General features: G+C 52.6%; 30 protein-coding genes, 1 pseudogene and 2 riboswitches. Of the genes and pseudogenes, 26 read left to right on the plus strand and 5 right to left on the minus strand.

What is annotated here, in order from left to right; genetic code table 11:
- Positions 1-20 precede the first annotated feature (20 nt).
- Positions 21-278, minus strand: a complete 258-nt coding sequence (locus CV945_RS06665; RefSeq protein WP_050368250.1) for a YhdB family protein — start codon at positions 276-278, stop codon at positions 21-23.
- A gap of 180 nt (positions 279-458) precedes the next feature.
- Here CV945_RS06665 and CV945_RS06670 point away from each other — a divergent pair, with 180 nt between their 5' ends.
- Positions 459-707: an MFS transporter gene (locus tag CV945_RS06670; protein ID WP_100659433.1), complete on the plus strand. Its 249-nt coding sequence runs from the start codon at positions 459-461 to the stop codon at positions 705-707.
- 29 nt (positions 708-736) lie between these two features.
- On the opposite strand, the gene CV945_RS06675 is transcribed toward CV945_RS06670, so the two are convergent.
- A complete protein-coding gene (locus CV945_RS06675) occupies positions 737-1,342 on the minus strand; it encodes a DedA family protein (protein WP_100659410.1) in 606 nt (201 codons plus the stop codon).
- A gap of 147 nt (positions 1,343-1,489) precedes the next feature.
- Between CV945_RS06675 and CV945_RS06680 the strand changes: the two genes are divergently transcribed.
- From CV945_RS06680 to CV945_RS06710, 8 genes are all read left to right on the plus strand, one after another.
- Complete coding sequence (locus tag CV945_RS06680) at positions 1,490-2,911, plus strand: SpoVR family protein (RefSeq protein ID WP_100659411.1); 1,422 nt, start codon at positions 1,490-1,492, stop codon at positions 2,909-2,911.
- A gap of 284 nt (positions 2,912-3,195) precedes the next feature.
- Positions 3,196-4,533, plus strand: coding sequence for a cytochrome ubiquinol oxidase subunit I (locus CV945_RS06685; RefSeq protein ID WP_100659412.1), 1,338 nt, complete (start codon positions 3,196-3,198; stop codon positions 4,531-4,533).
- Entirely contained in the window at positions 4,530-5,558 is a 1,029-nt protein-coding gene (locus tag CV945_RS06690) for a cytochrome d ubiquinol oxidase subunit II (RefSeq protein ID WP_094239618.1), read from the plus strand. The genes CV945_RS06685 and CV945_RS06690 overlap by 4 nt, the downstream gene beginning before the upstream one ends.
- A complete protein-coding gene (cydS, locus tag CV945_RS17965) occupies positions 5,558-5,659 on the plus strand; it encodes a cytochrome bd oxidase small subunit CydS family protein (protein WP_371810108.1) in 102 nt (33 codons plus the stop codon). Before CV945_RS06690 ends, cydS begins: the two co-directional genes overlap by 1 nt.
- 83 nt (positions 5,660-5,742) lie before the next feature.
- Complete coding sequence (locus tag CV945_RS06695) at positions 5,743-6,033, plus strand: hypothetical protein (RefSeq protein WP_100659413.1); 291 nt, start codon at positions 5,743-5,745, stop codon at positions 6,031-6,033.
- A 107-nt stretch (positions 6,034-6,140) separates the two neighbouring features.
- Positions 6,141-6,243, plus strand: a riboswitch (guanidine-I (ykkC/yxkD leader).
- 56 nt (positions 6,244-6,299) lie between these two features.
- Positions 6,300-6,620: a DMT family transporter gene (locus tag CV945_RS06700; protein WP_050368256.1), complete on the plus strand. Its 321-nt coding sequence runs from the start codon at positions 6,300-6,302 to the stop codon at positions 6,618-6,620.
- A gap of 377 nt (positions 6,621-6,997) precedes the next feature.
- Positions 6,998-7,270: a YkvA family protein gene (locus tag CV945_RS06705; protein ID WP_063330078.1), complete on the plus strand. Its 273-nt coding sequence runs from the start codon at positions 6,998-7,000 to the stop codon at positions 7,268-7,270.
- Between the two features lie 14 nt (positions 7,271-7,284).
- Positions 7,285-7,977: a TerC family protein gene (locus tag CV945_RS06710; RefSeq protein WP_094239621.1), complete on the plus strand. Its 693-nt coding sequence runs from the start codon at positions 7,285-7,287 to the stop codon at positions 7,975-7,977.
- A 39-nt stretch (positions 7,978-8,016) separates the two neighbouring features.
- Here CV945_RS06710 and CV945_RS06715 read toward each other — a convergent pair whose 3' ends face one another.
- Positions 8,017-8,466 (minus strand): hypothetical protein, encoded by a 450-nt coding sequence (locus CV945_RS06715; RefSeq protein WP_100659414.1) that lies wholly within the window; start codon positions 8,464-8,466, stop codon positions 8,017-8,019.
- A gap of 300 nt (positions 8,467-8,766) precedes the next feature.
- Here CV945_RS06715 and CV945_RS06720 point away from each other — a divergent pair, with 300 nt between their 5' ends.
- The 6 genes and pseudogenes from CV945_RS06720 (at position 8,767) to CV945_RS06745 (ending at position 15,151) form a co-directional block, all read left to right on the plus strand.
- Positions 8,767-10,842, plus strand: coding sequence for a carbon starvation CstA family protein (locus CV945_RS06720; RefSeq protein ID WP_100659415.1), 2,076 nt, complete (start codon positions 8,767-8,769; stop codon positions 10,840-10,842).
- A complete protein-coding gene (locus CV945_RS06725) occupies positions 10,835-11,038 on the plus strand; it encodes a YbdD/YjiX family protein (protein ID WP_015374005.1) in 204 nt (67 codons plus the stop codon). Before CV945_RS06720 ends, CV945_RS06725 begins: the two co-directional genes overlap by 8 nt.
- Positions 11,039-11,137: 99 nt before the next feature.
- Positions 11,138-11,281, plus strand: a pseudogene (locus CV945_RS17475) (ketopantoate reductase C-terminal domain-containing protein); the annotation flags it as partial.
- 198 nt (positions 11,282-11,479) lie between these two features.
- Positions 11,480-13,147 (plus strand): glycoside hydrolase family 13 protein, encoded by a 1,668-nt coding sequence (locus tag CV945_RS06735; protein WP_100659417.1) that lies wholly within the window; start codon positions 11,480-11,482, stop codon positions 13,145-13,147.
- Positions 13,148-13,198: 51 nt separating this feature from the next.
- The gene (locus CV945_RS06740) at positions 13,199-13,735 is read left to right on the plus strand and encodes a YfiT family bacillithiol transferase (protein ID WP_100659418.1); all 537 of its coding nucleotides are present in this window, start codon (positions 13,199-13,201) and stop codon (positions 13,733-13,735) included.
- 210 nt (positions 13,736-13,945) lie between these two features.
- Positions 13,946-15,151 (plus strand): MFS transporter, encoded by a 1,206-nt coding sequence (locus CV945_RS06745; protein WP_100659419.1) that lies wholly within the window; start codon positions 13,946-13,948, stop codon positions 15,149-15,151.
- Positions 15,152-15,174: 23 nt separating this feature from the next.
- Here CV945_RS06745 and CV945_RS06750 read toward each other — a convergent pair whose 3' ends face one another.
- Positions 15,175-16,359, minus strand: a complete 1,185-nt coding sequence (locus CV945_RS06750; RefSeq protein ID WP_100659420.1) for a class I SAM-dependent rRNA methyltransferase — start codon at positions 16,357-16,359, stop codon at positions 15,175-15,177.
- A gap of 144 nt (positions 16,360-16,503) precedes the next feature.
- Positions 16,504-16,611, plus strand: a riboswitch (TPP riboswitch).
- Between the two features lie 102 nt (positions 16,612-16,713).
- On the opposite strand from CV945_RS06750, the gene tenA reads away from it, so the two are divergent.
- The 10 genes from tenA (at position 16,714) to CV945_RS06805 (ending at position 25,772) form a co-directional block, all read left to right on the plus strand.
- Positions 16,714-17,397 carry a thiaminase II gene (tenA, locus tag CV945_RS06755; protein WP_100659421.1) on the plus strand — a complete coding sequence of 228 codons (684 nt, stop codon included), beginning with the start codon at positions 16,714-16,716 and terminating at the stop codon, positions 17,395-17,397.
- Positions 17,398-17,427: 30 nt separating this feature from the next.
- Positions 17,428-18,018, plus strand: coding sequence for an ECF transporter S component (locus CV945_RS06760; RefSeq protein ID WP_044745052.1), 591 nt, complete (start codon positions 17,428-17,430; stop codon positions 18,016-18,018).
- Between the two features lie 12 nt (positions 18,019-18,030).
- Positions 18,031-19,485 (plus strand): ABC transporter ATP-binding protein, encoded by a 1,455-nt coding sequence (locus CV945_RS06765; protein WP_063210556.1) that lies wholly within the window; start codon positions 18,031-18,033, stop codon positions 19,483-19,485.
- Entirely contained in the window at positions 19,482-20,264 is a 783-nt protein-coding gene (locus CV945_RS06770; protein WP_033011047.1) for an energy-coupling factor transporter transmembrane component T family protein, read from the plus strand. The genes CV945_RS06765 and CV945_RS06770 overlap by 4 nt, the downstream gene beginning before the upstream one ends.
- Positions 20,265-20,284: 20 nt before the next feature.
- Positions 20,285-20,908, plus strand: a complete 624-nt coding sequence (gene tenI, locus CV945_RS06775; protein WP_100659422.1) for a thiazole tautomerase TenI — start codon at positions 20,285-20,287, stop codon at positions 20,906-20,908.
- Positions 20,892-22,025 (plus strand): glycine oxidase ThiO, encoded by a 1,134-nt coding sequence (gene thiO / locus CV945_RS06780; RefSeq protein ID WP_100659423.1) that lies wholly within the window; start codon positions 20,892-20,894, stop codon positions 22,023-22,025. Before tenI ends, thiO begins: the two co-directional genes overlap by 17 nt.
- Positions 22,022-22,225 carry a sulfur carrier protein ThiS gene (gene thiS, locus CV945_RS06785; RefSeq protein ID WP_011230128.1) on the plus strand — a complete coding sequence of 68 codons (204 nt, stop codon included), beginning with the start codon at positions 22,022-22,024 and terminating at the stop codon, positions 22,223-22,225. The genes thiO and thiS overlap by 4 nt, the downstream gene beginning before the upstream one ends.
- Positions 22,226-22,227: 2 nt before the next feature.
- The gene (locus CV945_RS06790; RefSeq protein WP_063330480.1) at positions 22,228-22,995 is read left to right on the plus strand and encodes a thiazole synthase; all 768 of its coding nucleotides are present in this window, start codon (positions 22,228-22,230) and stop codon (positions 22,993-22,995) included.
- Positions 22,992-24,017, plus strand: coding sequence for a thiazole biosynthesis adenylyltransferase ThiF (locus CV945_RS06795; protein WP_100659424.1), 1,026 nt, complete (start codon positions 22,992-22,994; stop codon positions 24,015-24,017). The genes CV945_RS06790 and CV945_RS06795 overlap by 4 nt, the downstream gene beginning before the upstream one ends.
- Before the next feature lie 480 nt (positions 24,018-24,497).
- The gene (locus tag CV945_RS06805; RefSeq protein WP_100659425.1) at positions 24,498-25,772 is read left to right on the plus strand and encodes a hemolysin family protein; all 1,275 of its coding nucleotides are present in this window, start codon (positions 24,498-24,500) and stop codon (positions 25,770-25,772) included.
- Positions 25,773-25,859: 87 nt separating this feature from the next.
- Here CV945_RS06805 and CV945_RS06810 read toward each other — a convergent pair whose 3' ends face one another.
- Positions 25,860-26,072 carry an alpha/beta-type small acid-soluble spore protein gene (locus CV945_RS06810; protein ID WP_011230133.1) on the minus strand — a complete coding sequence of 71 codons (213 nt, stop codon included), beginning with the start codon at positions 26,070-26,072 and terminating at the stop codon, positions 25,860-25,862.
- Positions 26,073-26,361: 289 nt separating this feature from the next.
- On the opposite strand from CV945_RS06810, the gene CV945_RS06815 reads away from it, so the two are divergent.
- A complete protein-coding gene (locus tag CV945_RS06815; RefSeq protein WP_094239628.1) occupies positions 26,362-26,604 on the plus strand; it encodes a hypothetical protein in 243 nt (80 codons plus the stop codon).
- Positions 26,605-26,629 lie beyond the last annotated feature (25 nt).

Genomic DNA, 26,629 nt, shown 5'->3' on the forward strand with positions numbered 1-26,629 from the left:
GAACCCATTCCCCGTTGTTTTTACGAATAGAAATACGCGTACTGCTCGACTCCCGTTTTTTGTTCGCTTACCTCAAGCGCATGGTCGATGTAGCGAAGCAAAGCCGTGAGCCGCTCTTGAATGACGGAGTAGTCATGTTCGAAATTATAGGCGTGGAGAAACTTCTCAATTTTTTTTGACAATATGTCATCAGGCGTGCGCACCATCAAAATCAGCAAATTGTCCCATTCGGAGCGATGCGTATAGTAAAGCGCCTTATCATAGTCGACGGTGTTCAAGCGGCATGCCTCCTTTGTCAAGAAGGAGTCATTGTTAGTGTATGACGGGAAGGCGTTTTGTTGCCCTGTAAATGTTGCGACAGAAGGCAAAATATAAATTATAACCGAAATGAAAACGAAAAAGGAAAAATAAATGTTGCAATTTTGTGACAAGGATAGTATCCTCAAAGTAAGGGGATGATGAGAATGAACAAACGGCACGAAGGGCACGAAATTACAAACATGTGCAAATGGATGGCCTCGGTCGGGCTGGTCGTCGGAACAGCGCTCTTTTTGCTCAGTTTTATTGCGAGCGCTTACAACAAAGACTTTTTCTTGACGATTGTCAGCCTTGGAATTATAGGGGCCTCGATGGTGATGTTTGGATTCGGTTTGTTTATGGGGCTGTTGACAGAAACGTATCACCGCGGCCCGCGCGAGAACGTATAGCGTGCATCGAGAAATGGAAAACACCGGGATTACCCCGGTGTTTTCCGCTTTTGTTGCATGTACCAATAAAGGATGGCGAAGCCAAGAGCGGCCAAAAAGATGGGAAATAAGAACGGACGGTAGGCGTGGATGTACTGCTTGACGGCCATCCAGCGGCTTTCGAAATAGGCGCCGATCGTTAAAAAGACGGCGACCCACACCATCGCCCCGCTGTAGGCAAACAAGGCAAACTTTCTCAAACTGTAGGCGTTTGTGCCGGCCCAAAAGGCGGCGAGATGTCGAACACCGGGGATGAAATAACAAATGAACAATACCGCTGGGCCAAGTTTTGAAAAAAGCGCTTTTGTTTGCTCGAGCCGTTTCTCGGTTAGATGGAATTTGGCACCGAATTTATGCAAAAACGGCAGCCCTAATGTGATGCCAAGGATATAACTGAGTGAAATGCCTGCGATCGCCCCGAACCAACAGGCGAGAAAGGCGAGCGGATACGAAAAGGCGCCGGTTGAGACGCGATAGCCGGCATACATCAACAGCAATTCATCTGGAATCGGCAATCCGACGATGCCGAGCATGAGCGAAACCATAATGCCGACGTAGCCAAAATGTTCGATGAGATGATGCCAATATTGATGCAAACGATCACCACGCTTTATGGAAATATGTCGTGTACAACACAAATTATAACGGACGGCAGGCAGAAATGGAAAGCACGGGCAATGATTCAATGTATCAAAACTTCTTTTCCCTCATACATTGTGGTAAGGGGAAAAGGGGGGATTTGGATGCGGCAGGACGAGCTGAAAGAGCTGGAACGAGCGATTGCGGAGATTACAGAAATCGCAGAAGGATTTGGGTTGGACTTTTACCCGATGCGCTATGAGATTTGCCCGGCTGACATTATTTATACATTTGGCGCTTATGGGATGCCGACGCGGTTTTCCCACTGGAGTTTCGGGAAACAGTTTTACAAAATGAAGCTCCATTATGACTTAGGATTAAGCAAAATTTACGAACTTGTCATTAACTCGGATCCTTGTTATGCATTTTTGCTCGATACGAATACACTGATCCAAAATAAGCTAATTGTCGCCCATGTGTTGGCCCACAGCGACTTTTTCAAAAACAACGTCCGTTTCAGCAACACGAAGCGGGATATGGTGGAAAGCATGGCGGCGACAGCAGAGCGGATCAAACATTATGAGCACCAATACGGAAAATGGGAAGTGGAAAAGTTTCTGGATGCCGTCTTAGCCATTCAGGAGCATATCGATCCGTCGCTGTTGCGGCCAAAGTTGTCATGGACGTGGGAGGATACAGAGGTGTATGAAGAAGAAGCCCCGCCTAAGACATCCACGCCATATGACGATTTATGGACGCTCGATGAGCGAAACAAACCGAAAGAGCCGCCGCGGAAAAAGCGCCGCAAGTTTCCGCCGCAGCCGGAAAAAGACGTTTTGCTGTTTATCGAAGAATACAGCCGTGAACTGGAGGACTGGCAGCGCGACATTTTGACGATGATGCGCGAGGAAATGCTCTATTTTTGGCCGCAGCTAGAGACAAAAATCATGAACGAAGGCTGGGCGACGTATTGGCATCAGCGCATTTTGCGGGAAATGGACTTAACGAGCGATGAAGCCATTGAATTCGCGAAGTTAAATGCCAACGTTGTGCAGCCGTCGCGCACCGGCATCAATCCGTACTATTTAGGGCTGAAAATTTTTGAGGACATCGAAGAGCGCTGGAACAACCCGACGGAAGAGATGAAAAAATACGGTGTCAAGCCAGGCTCAGGACGGGCGAAAATTTTTGAAGTGCGCGAGCTGGAATCCGATATTTCGTTTTTGCGCAACTATTTGACGAAAGAGCTGATCATGCGGGAAGATATGTACTTATTCCAAAAACAAGGGAAAGATTACAAAATTGTCGACAAGCATTGGGAACATATCCGCGACCAACTCGTCAGCATGCGGGTGAACGGCGGATTCCCGTATATCACGGTCAATGACGGCGATTATATGCGCAACGGAGAGCTGTATTTAAAACATTGGTATGAAGGGATCGAACTCGATCTGAAGTATTTGGAAAAAGTGCTGCCATACATTTATCAGTTGTGGGGCCGTCCGGTCCATATGGAGACGGTCGTCGAGGAAAAGCCGATGTTGTTTACGTATGATGGGAAGACAGTGCATCGAAAATATTTGTGATGACGAACGGCAGGGATATCCTGCTTTTTTTGTTTGTCACGGCAGATATGTGAAAAACGTCACAAATTATTCGAATTTGCGATGGATAAGAGCAGAAAGTTTATGGGATAATAAACACAGCTGGATTGTGATGCTTATCACAATTATATTGTGTGAGGCATGTACGGGGAGGAATGAACGTGTGGAAACGGCAAGAAACGTGGCTCATCTGGATTAGTTTTTTGGCGGCAGCCGCCGTGTTTGTTTCGTTGCTGGGACGGCTGTTTTCACAGGGGGGATGAACCGTGCGCGAGTATGATCCAGTGTGGCTCAGCCGTGTGCTGACAGAGTTGACGTTGACGTTTCATATCATTTACGCCACGATCGGCGTCGGGATTCCGCTCATGATCGCCATTGCCCAGTGGGTCGGAATTCGGAAAAACGATATGCATTACATTTTGCTCGCCCGCCGCTGGACGCGCGGCTTTGTCATCACCGTCGCCGTCGGCGTTGTGACCGGAACGGCGATCGGCTTGCAGCTGTCGCTTTTATGGCCGAACTTTATGCAGCTGGCTGGCCAAGTGATCAGTTTGCCGCTGTTTATGGAGACGTTCGCCTTCTTTTTTGAAGCCATTTTTCTCGGGATTTATTTGTATACATGGGACCGATTTGAAAACCAGAAAAAACATTTGCTGTTGCTCATTCCGGTGGCGGTCGGCTCTTCGGCTTCGGCCATGTTTATTACGATGGTGAACGCCTTTATGAACACGCCGCAAGGGTTTGAGATGAAAAACGGCGAGCTCGTCAACATCGACCCGATCGCCGCGATGTTCAATCCGGCCATGCCGACAAAAGTCGCCCACGTGTTGGCGACGGCGTATATGACGTCGGCGTTTGTGCTCGCTTCGATCGCGGCGTGGCATTTATGGAAGGGCAACCGCCACGTGTATCACCGCAAGGCGCTTCATCTGACGATGAAAACGGCGTTCATTTTTTCCGCAGCGAGCGCTCTTGTCGGCGACTTGTCAGGCAAGTTTTTGGCCGAATACCAGCCGGAAAAGCTGGCGGCTGCCGAGTGGCATTTTGAAACGAGCTCCCACGCGCCGCTCGTGTTGTTTGGCATGCTGACAGAGGATGGCGAGGTGAAGTATGCCATTGAAATCCCATATGCGTTAAGCATTTTGGCGCACAACCACCCGGGGGCGGTTGTGACCGGGCTGAACGACATTCCGAAAGATGAGCGCCCGCCGCTTTATATCCACTATTTGTTCGATGCCATGGTGACGATTGGTGTGTTTTTGATGATTTTATCGGCTGCTTATTGGCTTGGATCGATTTTTCGTTGGAAATGGACAGAGAAAACTTGGTTTTTTGGATTGTTGACTGCAGGGGGGCCGTTGTCGATGATCGCGATTGAAGCCGGATGGTATTTGGCGGAGGTCGGTCGGCAGCCATGGATTTTGCGCGGTTATATGAAAACGGCCGAAGCTGCAACATCGTCTGCCCATGTCGATGTGATGCTTGTGTTGTTTTGCATATTATACCTCGTATTAGGAATCGCCAGCGTGATCGTCCTTGTCCGTTTGTTTCGCCACAATCCGGTTGAGCGGGAACTGGCGGAGCGTGGGGAGGTGGCGCCGTGACGCTTGAAGTCATCGGTATTTCAGTGCTGTGGTTGTTTTTGTTCGGCTATATTATTGTCGCTTCCATTGATTTTGGTGCTGGATTTTTCAGCGCTTACAGCTATTGGGCGAACAAACAGCATATTTTGCACCGCATCATTCAGCGCTATCTGTCGCCGGTATGGGAAGTGACAAACGTCTTTCTCGTCTTTTTCTTTGTCGGGATCGTCGGATTCTTTCCGAAGACGGCGTATTATTATGGCTCAGTGCTGCTTGTTCCGGCCAGCATTTCGATTGTTTTGCTCGCCATTCGCGGCTCGTACTATGCGTTTCACACCTACGGGGGAACGGAGCGGAACTGGTATTTGCTCGTTTACGGGCTGACAGGCTTGTTGATTCCCGCCTCGCTGTCGATCGTCTTGACGATTTCGGAAGGCGGATTTGTCGAGAGGCGCGGAGAGGCCGTTGCGCTGGATTACGGGAAACTGTTTGCAAGCCCTTTGTCATGGAGCATCGTGTTGTTAAGCGTCACAAGCGTCTTATACATTTCCGCCGTGTTTTTGACGTATTATGCGAACGCGGCCGGGGATGAGCGGGCGCGGGAGCTGTTGCGCCGCTATGCCCTTCTTTGGAGCGGACCGACGATGTTGTCGGCGCTGCTCATTATTTACCAGCTGCGCTACCATAATCCAGAGCATTATGCCAACTTGTGGAAGGTGGCATGGATGTTGGCTGTTTCATTTTTGTTTTTTGCCGCCACCGTGTATTGGCTTTGGAAAAAGCAGCGGTTCGGCTCGGCGTTTATCGCGCTTTTGTTTCAATACGCGTTCGCGTTTTATGCGTACGGCATTTCGCATTACCCGTATTTGCTTTACCCGCATTTAACGATTTATGACGGGTTCACCAATGAAACGATGGCGATGGCGTTAATTGTTGCGTTTATCGCCGGGTTCTTGCTTCTCATCCCGTCTTTGTATTTATTGATGCGCCTCTTTTTGTTTAACAAGGCGTATGTCAAAGGAAAATGGGAAGGAGGAAAAGGATGATGCAAACGTTTTTGATTATGTATGCGCCGCTGCTGATTGTTGCACTTTCCGTCGTTGCCGCCTTTTGGGCCGGATTGAAAGATGCGCGGGTCAATGACTGAACGAGGTGGAGACAAGGATGCATAGTTTGCGGCGAATCGCCCACACTAGCGGATGACAACGAATAAAGAAAGGATGGGCGATGATGAAAGAAATATTGCAGCGTGTGAAAGAACAGTTGGAACAGGCGTTTGACGAACCACGCTCGACGAGCCTTGACGGGGCGCTCCATGAGCTTGAACAATTGAAGGCGAGTTCCGGAGAGAAGAGGCAAATGATTGAAGACGTCATTCGCGCTGTCACCCATGCGCGCAATGCACGGGTCGAACTTGCCGCCGCCGGTGACGAATCGGCGACAAACGCTTTCGCTGAGGCCTATCGGGCGCTCGATCAAGCGATTGAATCGTACAGCGATGTTGATAACGATCCGGTATAAGGCAGGTGGGGATGCCCCATCTGCTTTCTTCTATGACGGTAATGCGGCAGGTCAAATCAGTAGCCGATCGGCAACAAACATGGTACAATAACAGCGGATAAAGGAAGAAAAAGGTTTTCTAGGGTTCCGCAGCTGCCTGGCGGCTGGACTGCGACCGAGAGAAAACGCGCGTCATTCTCGCGTACACGGAGGGATAAAAGCCCGGGAGGAGTATCATTTTTGATATTTCTCACGGCTTTTTTATTTTTCGAAAGGAGGAATGAAACATGGCGTGGGTATACTTAGTTGTCGCCGGGATATTCGAAATCGTCTGGGCCATTTCCCTGAAATATACGGCTGGGTTCACCCGTCTGTGGCCGTCTGTCGTCACTGTTGCGGGGATGGCGGCCAGTTTTTACTTTTTATCGATGGCAACGAAAACATTGCCGATCGGCACCGCCTATGCGGTTTGGACGGGAATCGGGGCGCTCGGGGCGGTCATCATCGGCATGCTGTTTTTAAATGAGCCGATAAACGCGCCGCGGATTGTCTTTTTATTGTTCATTCTTGTCGGGATCATCGGTTTAAAGTTCACAGCCGGGCAATGAAAAGGCGGAGGGAATTGTTGCGCTGTTTGGAAAGGGAGTGGAGGCGGTTTTTTGCAACAGATGAAAAAATGGTATTGACAGGATGCACAAACATTGAATATCATGAAATTGCAAAGTGAATATGCATTTGTTAAAGGGGAGTAGCTTTAACAGCAAAGTCGTCAGTTCAGGGCGTGCGCCCTCGGCTTTGTTGGCAACGGCAACGTTGTTAGCGAGACCTTTACCTGCGGCGGTAAAGGTCTTTGTTTGTGAAAAGACCTTTACCAAGAATGGTAAAGGTCTTTTTTCATTGCTCGAAACGAAAGGGGGAAGATAATCGTAAAAGAAAATGGACGAGGCTTTGGAAGAAAATCGTCAGAAGGATGGAGGGGAATGGTATGCGCAAGTGGTGGAGGCGACTTCGCCTGGTCGTTCACGTCCGACGTTTTCTTCCGTTTTTGGTTGAATTTTTTGCTTCGCGCGAGGTGCCGATGCGAAAAAAAGCGTTCTCTGTCGGGCTGTTTCTGCTATATATGGTGCTGCCGTTTGATCTCATTCCGGATTGGCTCGCGTTGTTTGGTTTTATCGATGATTTCGCCGTTCTTATGTTTATTTTGCAACAAGTCATCAAGATGGCGCCGATTTCGCTAAAGGAAAAATATAACTTGTGAAGGGGGATTGTTCCATGGATGTATTGTCAGCAGAGTTTTGGACGGCGTTGCTGTCGATCATCATTATCGATCTTTTGCTGGCAGGGGATAACGCCATCGTAATCGGGTTGGCGGCCCGCAACTTGCCGAAACATCAGCAAAAAAAGGCCGTTGTCTGGGGAACGGTCGGCGCTGTCGTCATCCGGGCGCTGGCAACGATTTTTGTCGTCTGGCTGCTGAAAATCCCAGGGCTTTTGCTTGTCGGCGGTGTGCTGCTTGTCTGGATCGCTTACAAGCTGCTTGTTGAGGGGAAAGATCATGATGATGTTGAAGCCGGGGGAAGTTTATGGGAGGCGATTCGCACCATTATTATTGCCGACGCGTTGATGGGGCTTGACAACGTGTTGGCGGTGGCTGGTGCGGCGCATGGAAGTTTTCTTCTCGTGATCCTTGGGCTGCTCATTTCCGTTCCAATCATGGTGTGGGGCAGCACGCTTATTTTAAAATGGATTGAACGCTTTCCGATTATCATTACGATTGGAGCCGGTGTTCTTGCTTGGACAGCGGCAAAAATGATCGTTGGCGAGCCGTTTTTGAAAGAGTATTTTGCCAATCCTGTGGTGAAATACGGGTTTGAGCTGCTTGTTGTTGCTGCCGTCATTATGGTTGGGACAATGAAAAAAAGAAAGTCCGCCAAAGAGCCGCAACCGAAAGCCGCCAATGAATAATTGGCGGCTTTTGTGGCTGGGCAATCACCAAGCGGATGGCTATTTCCATTTCAGCAGCAGAAATTGCAGCAGCCATCCAATGGAGAGCCCGGGGATGACAGATAAGATCGGCAGCCAAATCGGTCCAAAAAACACGCCGCCGATCGTCACGTGCGACGAGTACATCAAGCCGATCGTCACAAAGTAGGCGGAGACGACAAACGGCAAAAACGAGTACGGCGTTTGCCCGCCGCCAGCGTCTTTAAACGCATCCCACATGGCAAAAAAGTATAAACATGGATAAAACATCAGCCATCCGATGTCGATGATGCGGGCCGCCTCATCTGTACGTCCTAAAAAGCTGAGGCGGATGGCTTCGTTGAAGTGAGATTGGGTATTAATCACAAATTCCAACGCAATAAACAAAATTCCTTTTATATACTTTTTGTTCAACAGTTGCCCGAAGCCAGGCAAAGCAATGCTCCATAACAATGCTTCGATCGCCTTCACTTTCTCGAACCCTTTACTGAAATAGTAGTTGATCGTTGTTTTGTCCATTGCGCCGTCAGATGGAGCTGGGGACAATCGATGGGTGCTTCATGGTCAGTTGCTGGTTAAGCCGATGGGTGCAATTACATTTTTTGCGCCAAAGACTTGTTTTATACTTTTTTGCAATAGGAATGCAGGAAAACTTTCCCATAGAACCAAACGATATGTTAGCTGAAGATAAAAAATACTTTAAATTTTTTAGAATAATGAATATAATAGTTACGTAAAGGATTTTGACAAATAAATAAAGGGGGAAGCCGTGTGAAGGGACTAAAATCGATCTTGTTATGGGGGCTCATTTCCGTCCTCGGGGCCGCCGCGTTTGCCATTTTGGCTTTAAGCCGCGGTGAGTCGGTCAACGCCATGTGGCTGATCGTCGCCGCCGTCTGCACGTATGCGGTCGCCTATCGTTTTTACAGCCGGTTTATCGCCCGCAAAGTGTTCGGTCTTGATGATAACCGGAAAACGCCGGCTGAAGTGTTTAACGACGGGAAAGACTATGTCCCGACGAACAAATGGGTGCTATTTGGCCATCACTTTGCCGCTATTGCGGGTGCGGGACCGCTTGTCGGACCGATTTTGGCCGCGCAGATGGGCTATCTGCCTGGGACGCTTTGGATTGTGATCGGCGTTGTGCTCGGCGGAGCGGTGCAAGACTTTGTCATTTTGTTTGCTTCGATGCGCCGCAACGGGAAATCGCTTGGCGAAATGATCAAGGAAGAAATGGGACCGGTGACGGGCTTTATCGCAGCGCTTGGCATTTTGGGCATTATGATTATTTTATTGGCCGTATTGGCGCTCGTTGTTGTGAAAGCGCTTGTCGGAAGCCCGTGGGGGATGTTTACGATCGCCGCGACGATTCCGATTGCGATTTTGATGGGCATTTACATGCGCTTCATTCGCCCGGGGCGTGTTGCCGAGGCATCGCTTGGGGGATTTGTGCTGTTGATTTTGTCGATTGTGGCCGGTCAGTACGTCGCAGAGCATCCGACGCTTTCGGCGATGTTTACGCTCAAAGGGGAAACGATCGCGATCTTAATGATCATTTACGGATTTGTCGCTTCGGCGCTGCCGGTATGGCTGCTGCTTGCGCCGCGCGACTATTTGAGCACATTCTTGAAAATCGGCACCATCGTCGGATTGGCGCTTGGCATTTTCGTTGTGATGCCGGATTTGCAAATGCCGGCAGTGACGAAATTTATCGACGGTACAGGACCGGTCTTCGCCGGCAATTTGTTCCCGTTCTTGTTCATCACGATTGCCTGCGGCGCAGTGTCCGGGTTCCACGCGCTCGTTTCATCCGGCACGACGCCGAAGATGATTGAGCTTGAAAGCCATGCGCGGCCGATCGGCTACGGTGCGATGTTGATGGAGTCGTTCGTCGCGGTTATGGCGATGGTGGCGGCTTGCGTCTTGACGCCAGGGGCGTATTTTGCCATCAACAGCCCGGCGGCAGTGATCGGCACGGATGTCGTTCAGGCGGCCAAAGTCGTGTCGTCGTGGGGATTTACGATCACCCCTGACATGCTGACGGAGCTGGCGAAGGACGTCGGCGAGCAAACGGTGTTGTCGCGCACGGGCGGGGCGCCGACGTTGGCGATCGGGATGGCGCACATTTTATCGAGCGCCATCGGCGGCAAGGCGCTCATGGCGTTCTGGTATCACTTTGCCATCCTGTTCGAAGCGCTGTTCATCTTGACGACGATTGACGCTGGCACGCGCGTCGGCCGCTTTATGATCCAAGATATTATGGGGACGTTCTACAAGCCGCTTGGCAAAACGGATTCGCTTGCCTCGAACTTGATCGCCACGACCCTTTGTGTGTTGGCGTGGGGTTACTTCCTGTACCAAGGCGTCGTCGATCCGCTTGGGGGCATCAACACCCTATGGCCGCTGTTTGGCATCGCCAACCAAATGTTGGCGGGCATCGCCTTGTTGTTTGCGACGACCATTCTATTTAAAATGGGCAAAAAGGCTTATGTTTGGGTGACGCTCGTGCCGACGACATGGCTTTTGGTCGTCACGCTGACGGCGGGGTATCAAAAGCTGTTCCATGAAAACGTTAAAATTGGTTTCTTGTCGCATGCGAAAATGTTCCAAGACAGCTTGAGCCAAGGCAAAATTTTGGCGCCGGCCACGAATGAGGCGCAAATGCGGCAAATTATTATGAACGACTACATTGATGCGACATTGTGTGCGATTTTCATGCTCGTTGTGATTGCGATGTTGATCTCGGCGTTGAACATCTGGATCAAAGTGCTGCAAAACAAACATGTGCCGCTCAAAGAAGCGCCGTACGTGCCGCGCGATGGAGAAGGAGCGAAGCATTATGCCTAAATGGCTGCAAACTGTGTTGGCCTATCGCCGGCAGTTTCTTGACTTGCTTGTCGGCGTGCCGAGTTATGAAAAATATGTCGAGCATATGAAAACCCATCATCCGGGTGAGCCGATCAAGTCGCGGAAAGAGTTTTTCTGCGAGGCGCAAGAGGCGCGCTACAATGCCAAGGGCGGCAAAGTGTCGCGTTGCTGCTAGCGGCTGGAAAGGAAGGAGGGGGGCCCCTTCTTCCTTTTTTCAACGTCTGCATCGAAACGCTGTCCATTCCAGCCTAGGCTTGGCTATGAACATGTGGGAAAAGGGCTGCCGATTGAAGCCGATCATTTGCAAGGGTATTTGCTGGAGCTGGCGAAACAGTATGACATCCACGCCCCGATGCTTGAAACCGTCTATCATAACTTGAAAATTTACGAAGCGGGCCGCACCGCTAATGAACGTTGATTATCGTTCGAATCGGCCGTTTGCCAGCATGTCGATCGTCTGGCAAACGGCTGTTGTTTTACGGGCGGCAATTGAAAACAACAGCCTAAAAATATTCGTCAATCATTTTTTCGCTAGTCTTGAAAAAGAGAGTTGTATATTGCCGTCATGTAGTGTACAGTGGATAGTGAAAACGTGTGCACAAAGGGGGAGGCAGCCTTGAAAAAAACATGGTGGAAAGAGGGCGTCGCCTATCAAATTTATCCGCGCAGCTTTATGGATGCCAACGGCGACGGCATCGGCGATCTTCGCGGCATCATCGAAAAGCTGGATTATTTGGTGGAGCTTGGAGTCGACATCGTTTGGATTTGTCCAATTTACCGGTCGCCGAACGCCGATAACGGATATGACATCAGCGATTATTATGCCATTATGGATGAGTTTGGAACGATGGATGACTTCGATGAATTGCTTGCCCAAGCCCATCGGCGCGGGTTGAAAGTCATTTTGGATTTGGTCATCAACCATACGAGTGATGAGCATCCGTGGTTTATCGAATCGCGGTCATCGCGCGACAATCCGAAGCGCGACTGGTACATTTGGCGCGACGGCAAAGACGGGCGCGAACCGAACAACTGGGAAAGCATTTTCGGCGGCTCGGCATGGCAGTATGACGAGCGGACGGGTCAATATTATCTGCATATTTTTGATGTCAAACAGCCCGACTTGAACTGGGAAAACAGTGAGGTGCGCCAGGCGCTTTATGAGATGGTCAACTGGTGGCTGGATAAAGGTATCGACGGCTTTCGCATCGACGCGATCTCCCACATTAAGAAAAAGCCGGGTCTTCCCGATTTGCCAAACCCGAAGGGGCTGAAGTATGTACCGTCGTTTGCCGGGCATATGAACCAGCCTGGCATTATGGAATATTTAAGAGAGTTGAAAGAGCAAACGTTTGCGCGATATGACATTATGACGGTCGGCGAGGCGAACGGAGTAACGGTTGATGAGGCCGAACAATGGGTCGGGGAAGAAAACGGCGTGTTCAATATGATTTTTCAGTTTGAGCATCTAGGGCTATGGGAAAGGCGTGCGGATGGTTCCATCGATGTCCGCCGCCTAAAGCGGACGTTGACGAAATGGCAAAAAGGGCTTGAAAACCGCGGGTGGAATGCGTTGTTTTTGGAAAACCACGATTTGCCCCGCTCCGTTTCGACGTGGGGCAATGACCGCGACTATTGGGCGGAAAGCGCCAAGGCGCTCGGCGCGCTCTACTTTTTCATGCAAGGGACGCCGTTCATTTATCAGGGGCAAGAGATCGGGATGACGAACGTGCGGTTCGATGACATCCGTGATTATCGTGATGTGTCCGCTCTTCGCCTGTATGAACTCGAACGGGCGAAGGGGCGGACCCATGAGGAAGCGATGACGATCATTTGGCAAACCGGGCGCGACAACTCGCGCACCCCGATGCAATGGTCTGGTGCCCCAAACGCTGGATTCACGACAGGTACGCCATGGATCAAGGTGAACGAAAACTATCGTACGATCAATGTCGAGGCCGAGCGGCGCGACCCGAACTCGGTATGGTCGTTTTATCGACAAATGATTCAGCTTCGGAAAGCGAACGAGCTGTTTGTTTACGGAACGTACGATCTGCTTTTGGAAAACCACCCATCCATTTACGCGTACACAAGAACGCTCGGACGTGATCGCGCGCTTGTAGTCGTCAACTTGTCGGACCGCCCGTCACTTTACCGCTATGACGGCTTCCGCCTTCAGTCAAGCGATTTGGCGCTCTCGAACTACCCGGTCCGTCCGCATAAAAATGCGACGCGTTTTAAGCTGAAACCGTACGAGGCGCGCGTATACATCTGGAAAGAATAAGAAGGAATTTGCCTTTCTGTGTGGAATGAATACGGAAGGGAGATGATCAACATGGGGACGGTCGATCCGATTCGCTACCCGATCGGAACGTTTCAAGCGCCGCAGCAGTTTGAGGCTGGGAAGGTGCAAGAGTGGATTGCTGCCATCCGCGGGCTGCCGAACGACTTAAGGGCCGCTGTTTCCGGCTTGAATGATGAGCAGCTCAACACGCCGTACCGCGACGGCGGCTGGACGGTGGCCCAAGTCGTCCACCATTTGGCCGATGCAAGCATGAACGCGTTTTTGCGCACGAAATGGGGAGTGACGGAAGACGACCCAACGGTGAAGCCGTTTGCGGAAAGCGAATGGGCGAAAACGGCAGATGCCCGCTCGCTGCCCATTGAACCGTCGCTTTTATTGCTTGACGGACTGCATGCACGGTGGACGACGCTGCTCGAGTCGATGACAGAAGCCGATTTTCATCGCCTCATCCAACCGGAAGGAGCGTTGCGGCCGATGCCGCTGTACGTATTGACCGCGCTGTATGCATGGCATGGCAGGCATCATACGGCGCAAATTGTGTCATTGCGGAAACGGAAAGGATGGTAAAAAGCCGCCGATTGGCGGCTTTTTTTACTCGATCGGCCGCACCGCTTGGGGCGGCCGATATATAGGCTCGCTCCGGAGAAAAGCCGCCTTTGCGCGGCTTTTTTCAAAAAACGTGCTGGACAAACATTTTTGTTAAACGAAAGCATACAGTTATGCTATACTGACAAATATTAAGGGACACGAAATACATATCGTACAAGGGGGATCGGTATGAATGCGCAACAAAGGCAAGTTGTTGCGGAACAGAAAGAAAAAATTTGGACGCGCAATTTTATTTTGATTTGCTTGGCCAACTTTTTCATTTTTCTTGGATTTCAAATGACGCTGCCGACACTGCCGCTGTTTGTCGAACACTTAGGCGGCAACGACCAGCTCATCGGCCTTGTCGTCGGGATTTTCACTTTTTCCGCACTTCTCGTCCGTCCGTTTGCCGGCCATGCGCTTGAGACGCGGGGACGGCGGTTTGTCTTTTTGCTTGGGCTGCTCATTTTTGTCGTTTCGGTCGGTTCGTACAGTGTCATCACCAGCATGCTTCTTCTCTTTTTGATGCGCGTCGTCCAAGGAATTGGCTGGGGGTTTTCGACAACGGCGTCCGGCACAGTGGCGACGGACATCATTCCGGCCAGCCGCCGCGGGGAGGGAATGGGTTATTACGGATTGTCAGGAAACATCGCCCTCGCTTTCGGTCCGTCGCTTGGGCTTGTGCTTGCCGCTATGATTCCGTTTAGCCATTTGTTTCTGATTTGCGCTCTGCTTGGCGTTGCTTCCGTATTGTTTGCGGCGGCCATCACCTATAAAAAAGTGGAGGGAAGGCCGCGCTATGAGACGAACAAGTGGGACCTTTACGAAAAAACGGCGCTCGTTCCGTCCGTGCTTCTCTTCTTTTTAACGGTGACGTTCGGCGGCATTGCTTCGTTTTTGCCGCTGTATACGGCGCAAAAAGGGATCGGCGGTTTGCAGCTGTATTTTTTGCTTTATGCGCTCGCCCTGATGGTGACGCGCACGTTCGCCGGCCAGCTGTATGACCGGAAAGGACATCGGGCTGTCTTTCTCCCAGGTGCGGGGCTCATTTTGCTTGCGATGCTGCTGCTCGCCTGGCTGCCGGGGGAATGGGCGCTGCTTTTGGCGGCAGTATTGTATGGCTTCGGTTTTGGCATGGTGCAGCCAGGGCTGCAGGCGTGGTCGGTTGAGCGGGCCCCTGTTCATCGGAAAGGAATGGCGAATGCAACGTTTTTCTCCTTTTTTGATTTAGGCGTTGGCATCGGGGCGATGGTGTTTGGCCAAATCAGCCACTGGTTCGGCTATCCGAGCATTTATGTAGCCGCCGCCGGTTCGGTGCTTGTTTCCATGCTCGTTTACTTGAGCGTGCTGCGCAAAGAACAACCTCTTCATCCGCGGCAAGAAAGAAACGCTTAAGGTTTGTCCTTAAGCGTTTTTCTTTAGCGCCGCGAGTGCACTTCGTAGATGGCAAATTTTAAATAGTCGCCTTCATCGGCGGCAAGCAGTTTCGGGTGGTCATAGCCGGCGCCGTTCCAGTACACTTGGCGGAGCACTTTTTTGGCGTCAAACGCCGCATCGGCGATCATCTCTTGGAACATGTGCGGGCGAACATGGTACGAACAGCTCGACGTGACGAAAAAGCCGCCGTCTTTGACGAGTTTTAACCCGTTCAAATTGATGTCTTTATAGCCGCGCAGCGCTTTTGGCACCGCGTGGGCCGATTTGGCGAACGCCGGCGGGTCGATGATGACGACATCCCACTGTTTGCCGGCTCGCACCGCTTCGCGCAAGTAATCGAATGCGTTGGCGACGACAAATTCTACATTTGTGAATCCGTTTAAGGCCGCATTTCGTTTTGCCGTCTCAATTGCATGCTCGGAAATGTCGACGGCGGTGGCATGCTTCGCTCCGTACAGGCAGGCGTTCAGCATAAATGAGCCGGTATGGGTGAAACAATCAAGCACCGTCGTCTCCGGGCCGATGAGCGGGCGGAGGGCGGCGCGGTTTTGCCGCTGGTCGAAGAAAAAGCCGGTTTTTTGCCCGTTTTCAATGTCGACAATGTATTTCACGCCGTTCTCCTCGATTTCCATCTCCGTCTCCGCTTCCCCGTACCAAAACCCTTTTTCCTGTTTGAGACCCTCAAGCTCCCGCACGGACACATCGTTGCGCAAATAAATGGCCCTTGGAGCGAACACGTCAAGCAAGCCGCGCAAAATCCACTCTTTGTGCACTTCCATCCCGAGCGCCAAAATTTGCACCACAAGCACGTCCTCATATTTATCGACGATGAGCCCCGGCAGAAAATCGGCCTCGCCGTAGACGGCGCGGCATGAACGGACGCCCGGGAGCATCCGTTCGCGATACGCCCAGGCGCGGCGGATGCGGTCGATGAAAAAGCGCTCATCGAGCTCGTCATCCGGGTTTTGCGTCAACACCCGGACGATGATTTGCGAGGCTGGATTGATGTAGCCTTTCGCCAACCAGTACCCTTGATGGTTATAGACATCGACAAAATCTCCCGGTGTGATGTCACCCTCGATACGGTCGACTTCGCTCTGAAAAATCCACGGATGGCCTTGTTCGAGCCGTTTTTTTCGCTGCCGCTTCAAGATCACTTTCGCCATCAGTTCCAACTCCCATCCGGTAATCAATCGTTGCGCTTTTATCATAGCGAATTGCGGAGCGCGGCGCAATGACAGCCGGAAAAAAAGGTTGACAACCGATGCGGCCGTGATATGATAAATGTAAAGAAAATTTCATCACGATCAGACATCCACTAGGGGGGCCTGTAAACAGGCTGAGATCAAAGTGTGACTTTGAGACCCTTAGCACCTGATCTGGGTAATGCCAGCGTAGGGAAGTGGAGGAGCTGCAGGCCGGCTTTGGCCGCATTGGAAAATCTGTATGCTCGCGCCGCTTTCTTTACGCGAATCGGTAAAGAAGGCGGCGCTTTTATTTTGGAAAAAGGGGGAATACGAATGTCGTTTGCAAGGCGCGTGCGCCAAGCGGCCGATCCGATCTGGCAGGCGAGTTTCCGCCATCCGTTTGTTCAGGAGCTTGGCCAAGGGACGCTTGCGCGCGAGAAGTTTCGCTATTACGTGATGCAAGATGCCTATTATTTGCGCCATTTTGCCCGTGTGCAGGCGATCGGGGCGGCGAAATCGCCGGATTTGGCGACGACGGCCCGGTTGGCGCACCATGCCCAAAGCACATGCGAAGCGGAATTGTCGCTTCATGAAACGTTTGCCGGACTGCTTGGCATCACCGAAGAGGAACGGGCTGCGTTCATGCCGGCGCCGACGGCTTACGCGTATACATCGCATATGTACCGGGCGGCGTATGAAGGGCATTTGGGCGATGTCATTGCCGCGATTTTGCCGTGCTATTGGCTGTATTACGAAATCGGTGAGCGGCTGAAAACGTGCCGGCCGAACGATCCGATTTATGAAAAGTGGATCAGTACATACAGCTCCGATTGGTTTCGCTCGCTTGTTGAGGAGCAGATCGACCGGCTTGACGCCATTGCCGTTGCCGTGACTGAGGAGGATCGGCGCCGGATGGAACAGCATTTTTTGATCAGCAGCGACTATGAGTATCAGTTTTGGGAGATGGCGTACCGACTGGAGCGGTGGCCATCGGCCGAGCTCGTGAAGAGCCGGTGAAACGGCGACAACACGAAAGGAAGAGTTTTCATGGGAACAACATCGAAAGGGTTGAAACTGGCCGATATTTTAACGACGATTGTGATTGCCGTTGTGTTCGGCGTCATTTACAAAGTGTGGGGGCCGTTGTATGAAGTGGTGAAAGTATTCGGGTTTCATGCCGATCAACTGATTTATGGCATGTGGTTTATCGCGTCGTCGCTTGCGTATTTGCTGATCCGCAAACCGGGGGTGGCGCTGCTTGCCGAGATCGCGGCTTCATCGGGCGAGTTGGTGATGGGGTCGCAGTGGGGGCTTGAGGTGTTGATTTATGGGGTTGTACAAGGGCTGTTTGCCGAGCTTGTCTTTGCGGCGTTCCGCTATCGGCGGTTTGACGTGTTTGTCGTGTCGCTCAGCGCCGTCGGCGCGACGGTCGGTTCGCTGATCATGGACTTTTACAAAGGATATATCGAGGCGCTCGCCCCGTGGAACATGGCGCTCTTTTTGCTGGCGCGTTTTGTCGGCGCCGTTCTTATCTCCGGCGTGTTCGCCGTTTCGCTGGCCAAGGCGCTTGAGAAAACCGGGGTGACGCAAATGTGGCGGCCGGCTTCCAAAGAGGACTATGATGCGCTGAACCGGTAAGGGGAATGACCGATGAAGCAAGCCATTGTCATCGAACAGCTGCGCCTGAAGTTTCCCGGGCATAGCGACTTATTGTTCCGCGATTTGTCGCTGTCCGTTGCTGCCGGGGAGAAAGTGCTTCTCCTCGGCCCGTCTGGATGCGGCAAGTCGACGCTTTTGCAAGTGATGGCCGGCATCATTCCCCACTCGATCGACGTGCCGATGAAAGCCGGGCGCCTTGAGCGGCCGGAACGATGGGGATATGTGTTTCAAGATCCGGATACGCAGTTTTGCATGCCGTATGCCGATGAGGAAATCGCGTTTGCCCTCGAAAATCGAAGTGTGCCGCGCCGCGAGATGCCCGCCCGCATCCGCTTGCTGTTGGACCAAGTCGGGTTGGCGATCGAACCGCACACCGACATTCATACGCTTTCCGGTGGGATGAAGCAGCGGTTGGCGCTCGCTTCTGTTCTTGCGCTTGAGCCGGATGTTTTGTTTTTGGATGAGCCGACGGCTTTGCTCGATGAGGAAGGGACGAAAGCCGTATGGCAGGCGGTGCGGGATGTGAGCCGGGACAAAACGGTCGTCATCGTCGAGCATAAAATCAGCCATGTTCTTGACTTCGTCGACCGGATTGTGTTGCTTGGCAGCGACGGGTGCATCATCGCCGATGGAGGAGCGAGGGAAGTATTTTCCCGATATAAGGACGTCATGACGGCGGAAGGCATTTGGCACCCGGACGTTTGGGAGGAATGCGGACCGATCGTGCGCCGGGAGGAAAGGCAGGAAGGCGAGGAGCTGATCCGCCTTCACCGTTTCCGCGGCTTTCGCGGCCGGGAGGTGAAAATCAGCGTACCGGAGGCGGTTGTGCGGGCGGGAGAATGGATCGCCGTCACCGGCCGAAACGGCGCGGGCAAAAGCACGCTTTTGCATGGGTTGATGCAACTGATTCGCACCGAAGGCGAATATACATTGTTCGGGGAGGATATCGAGCTCCGGCAGCCGCTTTACCGCCATATCGCGTTCGTGTTTCAAAATCCCGAATTTCAATTTGTCACCCATACTGTGCGCGATGAACTGGCGTATTCGCTGCGGCTTGAGGGGCGGCCTGAAGAGGAAATCAATGAGACGGTCACCCGCCTGCTCAGCGCGTTTGGCCTTGACGGAAAGGAAGAAGTGCATCCGTACCAGCTGTCAGTCGGGCAAAAACGGCGGTTGAGCGTGGCTGCTTCGATCGTCGCCGGCCAACGCCTCTTTTTGCTTGATGAGCCGACATTTGGACAGGATGCGAAAAACACGTTTGCGTTGTTGGCGATGTTGGAGTCATACCGCAGGCAAGGGGCGGCGATCATCATGGTCACCCACGACGAACAAATTGTCCGTCGTTTTGCGACGAGACGATGGGTGGTGGAAGACGGAGCGCTTGTTCGCGATGAGCGCCTCGCTGCTGTGGAGCCTGTATTGGCTGAAGGAGGAACATGGCGATGAACTGGGACATTCAGCGCCGTGAGACATGGCTTTATGAAGCGAACCCGAGTTTGAAGCTCATTGTGCTCGTCATGCTCTTTTTTGCGGTGTTGTTCATTCATAACCCGAACGTGCTCATCAATTTGTCGCTCGCCCTGTTCGTTTTGTTTTGCTTCGGCACCGGGTATCCAGCAAAGCTGCTTGTTTGGCTGTTTTTGCCGTTTTTCCTGATCTTTGTTTCCACTGCTTCATCGATGATGATGTTTGGCGAAGGGACGACAACGTGGTTTCGCTGGGGGCTCATCCACGTAACAGCGGAAAGCTTTTGGCGCGGCATGCATCTCGGATTTCGCGCCTTGGCGCTCGGGCTGTTAGGCTTGATTTTTTCCTTGACGACTCGGCCGGTGCAGCTGTTTTATTCGCTCATGCAGCAATTGAAGCTGAAACCGAAGTATGCGTACAGTTTTTTGGCGGCGGTCCGCCTGCTGCCGATCATGATTGAGGAGTTTCAAACGGTCCGGTATGCGCTGAGAGTGCGCGGCGTGCCAAACCGCGGCGGCCTTGGCAAAGTGAAGCGTTATGCCATCCCACTTTTGGCACAAAGCATCCGCCGCGCCCAGCGCATCGCCGTGGCGATGGAGGCGAAACAATTTTCCAACAGCGGCCAGCGTACGTTTTATTATGAAATCAAGTTTGGCAAATGCGATATTTGGTTTGTCGTCTTGACCGTTGCGTTGTTGGTTGCCGCTTATTATGCGGGCGTCCATTACCCGTATATTTCAGTCCATGATGTACGGTAGGCAGAAAGAAAGGGATTGTGATGGGGGCTCTTCACTTCATTTCCACCGGGCGGCAAACAGCCGACGAATTCGCGGCCATTTGTGCGCGTATCCATCCGTATGCGGATGCCATTCACATTCGCGAGAAAGAAAAAACGGCGCGCGAAGTGGCCGAGTTTGTCGCCGCGCTGCTTTACGCCGGGGTGCCGCCGCAAAAAATCATCGTCAATGACCGGGTTGATGTCGCCGCTGTCTACGGTGTCAAAGGTGTGCAGCTTGCTTATCACAGCCTGCCGGTGCGCGCCGTCCGCCGTTCGTTTCCGGACTTGACGGTTGGTTGCTCGGTGCACGGGTCGGAGGAGGCGAAACAGGCCGAACAGGATGGCGCTCACTTTTGTTTGTATGGCCATATTTTTCCGACGGACAGCAAGCCCGGTTTGCCGCCGCGCGGTCTGGACTCGCTTGCGGAAATCGCGGCCGCCGTGTCCATTCCAGTCATCGCCATTGGCGGCATTCACGCCGGCAACGCCTGCCGGGTGATGGAGGCCGGTGCCGCGGGAGTGGCGGTGTTATCGGCTGTCTTTTTAGCGCCTGATCCGGTTGTGGAAGCAAGACGTTTGGCGCAAATCGTGAGAGGGGAGAGGAAAAATGGGGGCACATTATGATGTCGTCGTTGTCGGCGGCGGGGTGATTGGGGCGGCCATCGGTTTTGAGCTCGCCAAGCGGCGGCATCGCGTCGCCATTTTTGAAAAAGGAACGATGGGAAGCGGGGCGTCAAGCGCGGCGGCCGGTATGCTGGGGGCGCAATCCGAGTTTTCGACGTCAAGCCCGCTTGTGCCGCTTGCCTTGCAAAGCCGAGCTCTCATGCCGGCCTTGGCTGAAGAGCTGAGGGAGAGGACCGGCATCGATATCGGCCTTGTCGAAAAAGGATTGATCAAACTAGCGACAACGGAAGAGGAAGCAGACGATCTCTATCGCCATTATACATTTTGGCGGGGCATAGGCGAACCGGTGCAGTGGCTCACGAAAGGGGAGGCGCTTGAAATGGAGCCGCGTCTTGCGGCGGAAGCGCTTGCCGGCGCGATGTACATCCCTGGCGATGGGCAAGTGAGCGCTCCGGATTTGGCCGCCGCTCTTGCCTATGCCGCCGCCTCCGCCGGCGCTTGTCTGTACGAGTATACGGAAGTGTTCGACATCCGTTCCGACAGCAGTGGGCATGTGTTAGACACAACAGGCGGGACGTTTGCCGCCGAGGCGGTCGTCATCGCTTCCGGCGCTTGGGCGGCGCGGCTCGGCGCGCGGGTCGGGCTTTCGCTTTCCGTTTATCCGGTCAAAGGAGAATGCGTCATGGTGCGCGCCCCGGTTCCGTTGTTGCAAACGACTGTATTTGCGAAAAACGGCTGCTACATCGTTCCGAAATCAGGAAACCGGCTGCTCATCGGAGCGACGTCCACGCCCGGCACGTTCGATCGACGTGTATCGGCCGGTGGGGTGATGAACTTGCTTCACCGCGCCGCCCATCTTGTTCCGGACATCGAACAGGCGGAATGGGTGGCATCATGGAGCGGCATTCGGCCGCAGACCGAAGACGGCTTGCCTTATCTAGGCGAGCATCCGGAGCGGCGCGGGATATTTGTCGCTGCCGGACATTACCGGAACGGCATTTTGCTCAGCCCATTGACCGGTCTGCTTGTCGCCGACTTAGTGGAGCGGAAAGAGACGGCGTTTGATCTTGCGCCATTTTCGTTGACACGCCATATCGGAAAGGTGGGGGTGGAATGACGTTAGTGATTAACGGGGAGACGGTCGCCGTGCCCGACGAGGTGAAAACGGTGGGCGATTTGCTTGCCCATTTCCGGCTTGAGAACAAGCTTTGCATCGTCGAAGTCAATGTCCGCATCATCCAAAAACATGAGTATGGGACGACGGTGCTATGCGATGGTGATCGCGTGGAAATCGTTCATTTTGTAGGAGGCGGTTGATGATGTTGAAAATTGGCCCATATGAATTTTCTTCGCGGCTGTTGCTCGGCACGGGCAAATATCCGAGCTTGGACGTGCAAAAAGAAGCGGTGGAAGCATCAGGGGCGGAAATTTTAACGTTCGCCGTCCGGCGGATGAACATCTTTTCCCCGGAGCAGCCGAACTTTTTAGAGCAGCTCGATTTAAGCAAATATAAGCTTTTGCCGAACACCGCCGGGGCGAAAACGGCCGAAGAAGCGGTGCGCATCGCCCGACTCGCCAAGGCATCCGGATTGTGTGATATGATAAAAGTAGAAGTGATCGGCTGCGACAAAACGCTTCTTCCCGACCCGGTTGAGACGTTAAAAGCAGCGGAAATGCTGCTTGAGGAAGGGTTTATCGTCTTGCCGTACACATCCGATGATGTCGTGCTGGCGAAGCGGCTAGAGGAGCTTGGCTGCCATGCGATCATGCCGGGGGCATCGCCGATCGGGTCTGGGCAAGGCATCCTTAACCCGCTCAATTTGAGCTTTATCATTGAGCAGGCGAACGTGCCGGTGATCGTCGATGCCGGCATCGGCGGGCCGGCCGATGCGGCGCTGGCGATGGAGCTTGGCGCGGATGGGGTGCTCTTGAACACCGCTGTTTCCGGCGCGGCCGATCCAGTGAAAATGGCAAAAGCGATGAAGCTGGCGGTGGAAGCGGGACGGCTCGGTTATGAAGCCGGGCGCATCCCGAAAAAACGATACGCGTCAGCAAGCAGCCCAACGGAAGGAATGAGTGTTGTTTGAATGAACGGTATTCCCGGCAGCAACTATTTGCACCGATTGGCGAGGAAGGGCAAAAGAAAATACGGGGAAAGCATGTCGTGTTAGTCGGCGCCGGAGCGCTCGGCACAGGCAACGCCGAAGCGCTCGTTCGCGCCGGCATCGGCAAATTGACAATCATTGACCGCGATTATGTCGAATGGAGCAATTTGCAACGCCAGCAACTGTACAGCGAAGCGGATGCGAAAGAGCGGCTGCCGAAGGCGATCGCCGCCAAACGGCGCCTTGAACAAATCAACAGCGAGGTTGAGATCGAGGCCATTGTCGGCGACGCCGGCCCAGAAGAATTGGAAACGATCGCCCTCAAGCAACGCCCTGACTTATGGATCGATGCGACAGATAATTTTGATACGCGCCTTGTCCTCAATGACGTTGCCTACAAGTACAACATTCCGTGGATTTATGGCGCTTGTGTCGGCAGTTATGGTTTAAGCTGCGCCTTCATTCCGAACCGCACGCCTTGTTTGTATTGCTTGCTTGAAACGGTGCCGCAAGGGGGATTGACGTGCGATACGGCCGGCATTATCAGCCCAGCGGTGCAAATGGTTGTCAGCTATCAGATGGCTGAGGCGTTGAAAGTTTTAGTCGAGGACTGGGCCGCGCTGCGCGGCAAGCTCGTTTCGTTTGATCTTTGGACGAATGAATACGCCTCCATTCGCATTGACGGGGTGAAAAAGGACGGTTGCCCGACGTGCGGACGTCATCCATCTTATCCGTTTCTTTCCTATGAACAACGGACGAAGACTGCCGTCTTGTGCGGGCGCGATTCTGTGCAAATCCGTCCGCCTGCCCCGCGCCAGTACGACTTGAATGAATTGGCGGAGCTGTTTCGCCGCCAAGGGCTTCAAGCGGAAGCGAACCCGTATCTTGTCTCCGTTTCGCTCGGCGACAAGCGATTGGTTGTCTTTCGCGACGGCCGTGCGCTTGTGCACGGCACGAAAGACGTGCAGGAGGCAAAGGCGATCTATTACCGCTATTTAGGTTGAAACGAGGGAAAATGAAATAAGGGCGTCCATTGATGGGAGGACGCCCTTGTTTTGTTCATCAAACTGTCAAAAAGACACCCTTCTCCTCCCTGCTTTTCCCGCCGGCAATATGGTACGATGAAAGAGGGGAAGAAAAGGGAGGGGAAGACGAATGGCCGAGTGGTCGGTGACATTCAACATTGCCTCATTGCTTGTTCTTGTGTATTTGATTGGTTCCTGTTGGCTTGAATCATGATGCGCCTCGGTTCATCCGGCGCATTTTTCTTTTTGGTTGTCTGGATTTATATGGAAGGACAACTCGCCAGCTATAGTCAGTTGGCGAAAAATTTGTTATATTTAAGGTAAGGAACGGAAACGGCTGCCGATAGCCGCGCAGCCTCATTCCGCCCGATGCCGAAAGTTTTGCTTCAGCAGGCATGTTTTGGGAAAGGAATGGATATGAATAACATAGTCATGTTCCGATAGGAGTGTGAAGATTCGTTGGAAGAGTGGCCGTTAAGGTTGTTCGGTTGGTTTTTCCTTTTCTTGCTCGCGAACGCATTGTTTGCATCGGCTGAGGCGGCGTTTTCATCCGCCAGCAAAACCCGGTTAAAACACTACGCGGAAGAGCATTCAAACAACAAGCGGCTTCAAGCAGTGGTCGGGCATCTTGACCGTGCATTGTTAGCGCTTGCTATGGCCAGCCGTCTAACAGGCATCATCGCGGTGGCGCTATTTATCGAGATCGCTGCTTCTCTGCTTGGGGAGCAGACCGGTTTATTTGTCGCCATTGCGGTCATGACCGTTTTGTCTGTCGTCTTCGGTGAAATTTTGCCAAAATCGATGGCGAAAGAGTACGCGGAGCCGCTCGCCATCCGGTATGCCGGCCTGGCCTATGGGCTGATGAAGCTCATGGCGCCGATTACGGCATTGTTTCAAGCCCTGAAAGAGCGTATGACCCGGCGATTCGCCAATGGGGTGGCTGTGCCGGCCGTCACGGAGGAAGATATTAAGGTGATGGTCGAGCTGAGCGAAGAAGAAGGGGTTATCGACAACAAGGAAAAAGAGCTGATTCAACGTTCGCTCGATTTTGATGAAATTTTAGTCGGAGAAATTTTTACGCCGCGCGCCGATATGGTGGCGGTCGAGGTCAACCAGCCGATTGAAGAGATTCGCGATGTATTTTTGGAGGAAAAATATTCCCGAATCCCGGTCTATGAAGGGGATATTGACAACGTAATCGGCATTTTGTCGGAAAGCGACTTTTTCAGCGAACTTGTCCAAAAGCGTGACGTGTGCGTCCGCGAGCTGTTGCGCCAGCCGCTGTTTGTCGTCGAATCGATGAAAGTGTCTGATTTGCTGCCGGAGCTGCAAAAAAGCAAAGTGCATATGGCGATCGTTGTTGACGAGTTCGGCGGCACGGCCGGCTTGATTACGCTTGAGGATATTCTTGAGCAAATCGTCGGCGAAATATGGGATGAGCATGATGAAGCGGTAAAAACCGTGCGTCAAATCGATGAACATAGTTTTGAATTCAGCGCTGAACTGCCGCTTGACGAATTTTGCGAAGTGATGAACATCGACGTGCCGGAAAGTGAATCGCATACGTTGGGCGGCTGGATTTTTGAAATGTTTGAGCGCATTCCGGCGGTCGGCGAAACGTTGCAATACGGCCCGCTGACGTTGACCGTCCGCCAAGTCGACAACCGTCGCATCCGCAAAGTGCTTGTTTCCTTGAGCCAGCAACCGCTCGCCGAGCAGGCGGGGGGCGTCTAGGCGCTTTCGGACCGCATGAATATAGAAGAGCCCCAGGCTGACTGCCTGGGGCTTTTGCCATCTATTATGAAGTTGTCTGTCAACCGGTTATTGAATGTTGCCGAATTGGCCGCCGAGTTGTTGTTGAGCCATCGCTACAAGGCGTTTGGTAATTTCCCCGCCGACCGAACCGTTTGCGCGCGAAGTCGTGTCAGCGCCAAGGTTCACACCAAATTCTTGGGCGATTTCGTACTTCATTTGGTCGATCGCTTGTTGGGCACCAGCGACGAGCAGTTGGTTATTGTTGTTGTTGCGTGCCATAGTTGATCATCTCCCCTTAGAAATTTTGATGGCTGGGTTGGCTGGATTTGCACCAGCGCTGCACGCGAAGAAGCGTGCTGCCAAGCTTGGCTGAACCCAACGGCCCACCTGCTTTTGCGTTCGCCAGCGGAAGTGTTTTGGCAGGCGGCCTGTTTCGCTGGCGGTACTCATAGTTTGGAACGTTTTTTGCCCGTTATTCACTGCGATAATATGGTAATTTTTTACGTTTTATCGACGCCATCATTAGGAAATATGTAAAAGTAAGAGGCGTCTTAGAGGAGGAAGCAGCATGAATGTGTGCCCGCTTTGCAACGGGCTGCGCCGGGTGACGGTGTATTGCAGCTATTGCCGGCAGCCGATGGAAGACCAAGGGAAAGTGACGGATTATTTCGATGACTACAGTCCGTACATGGATGCGGATGTGATGAAGCTTGCTGACGGTTACCCGCACACATATCGAAACCACGAATGCGTCCATCTGTTCTATTGCCCGCACTGCCGGGAGGAGGAGGTGCGGTTCATTAGAGAATAGGCTCTAGCGATGCGCTAGAGCCGAA

This window comes from Geobacillus sp. Manikaran-105 (assembly GCF_002809955.1).
Lineage (GTDB): Bacteria > Bacillota > Bacilli > Bacillales > Anoxybacillaceae > Geobacillus > Geobacillus thermophilus.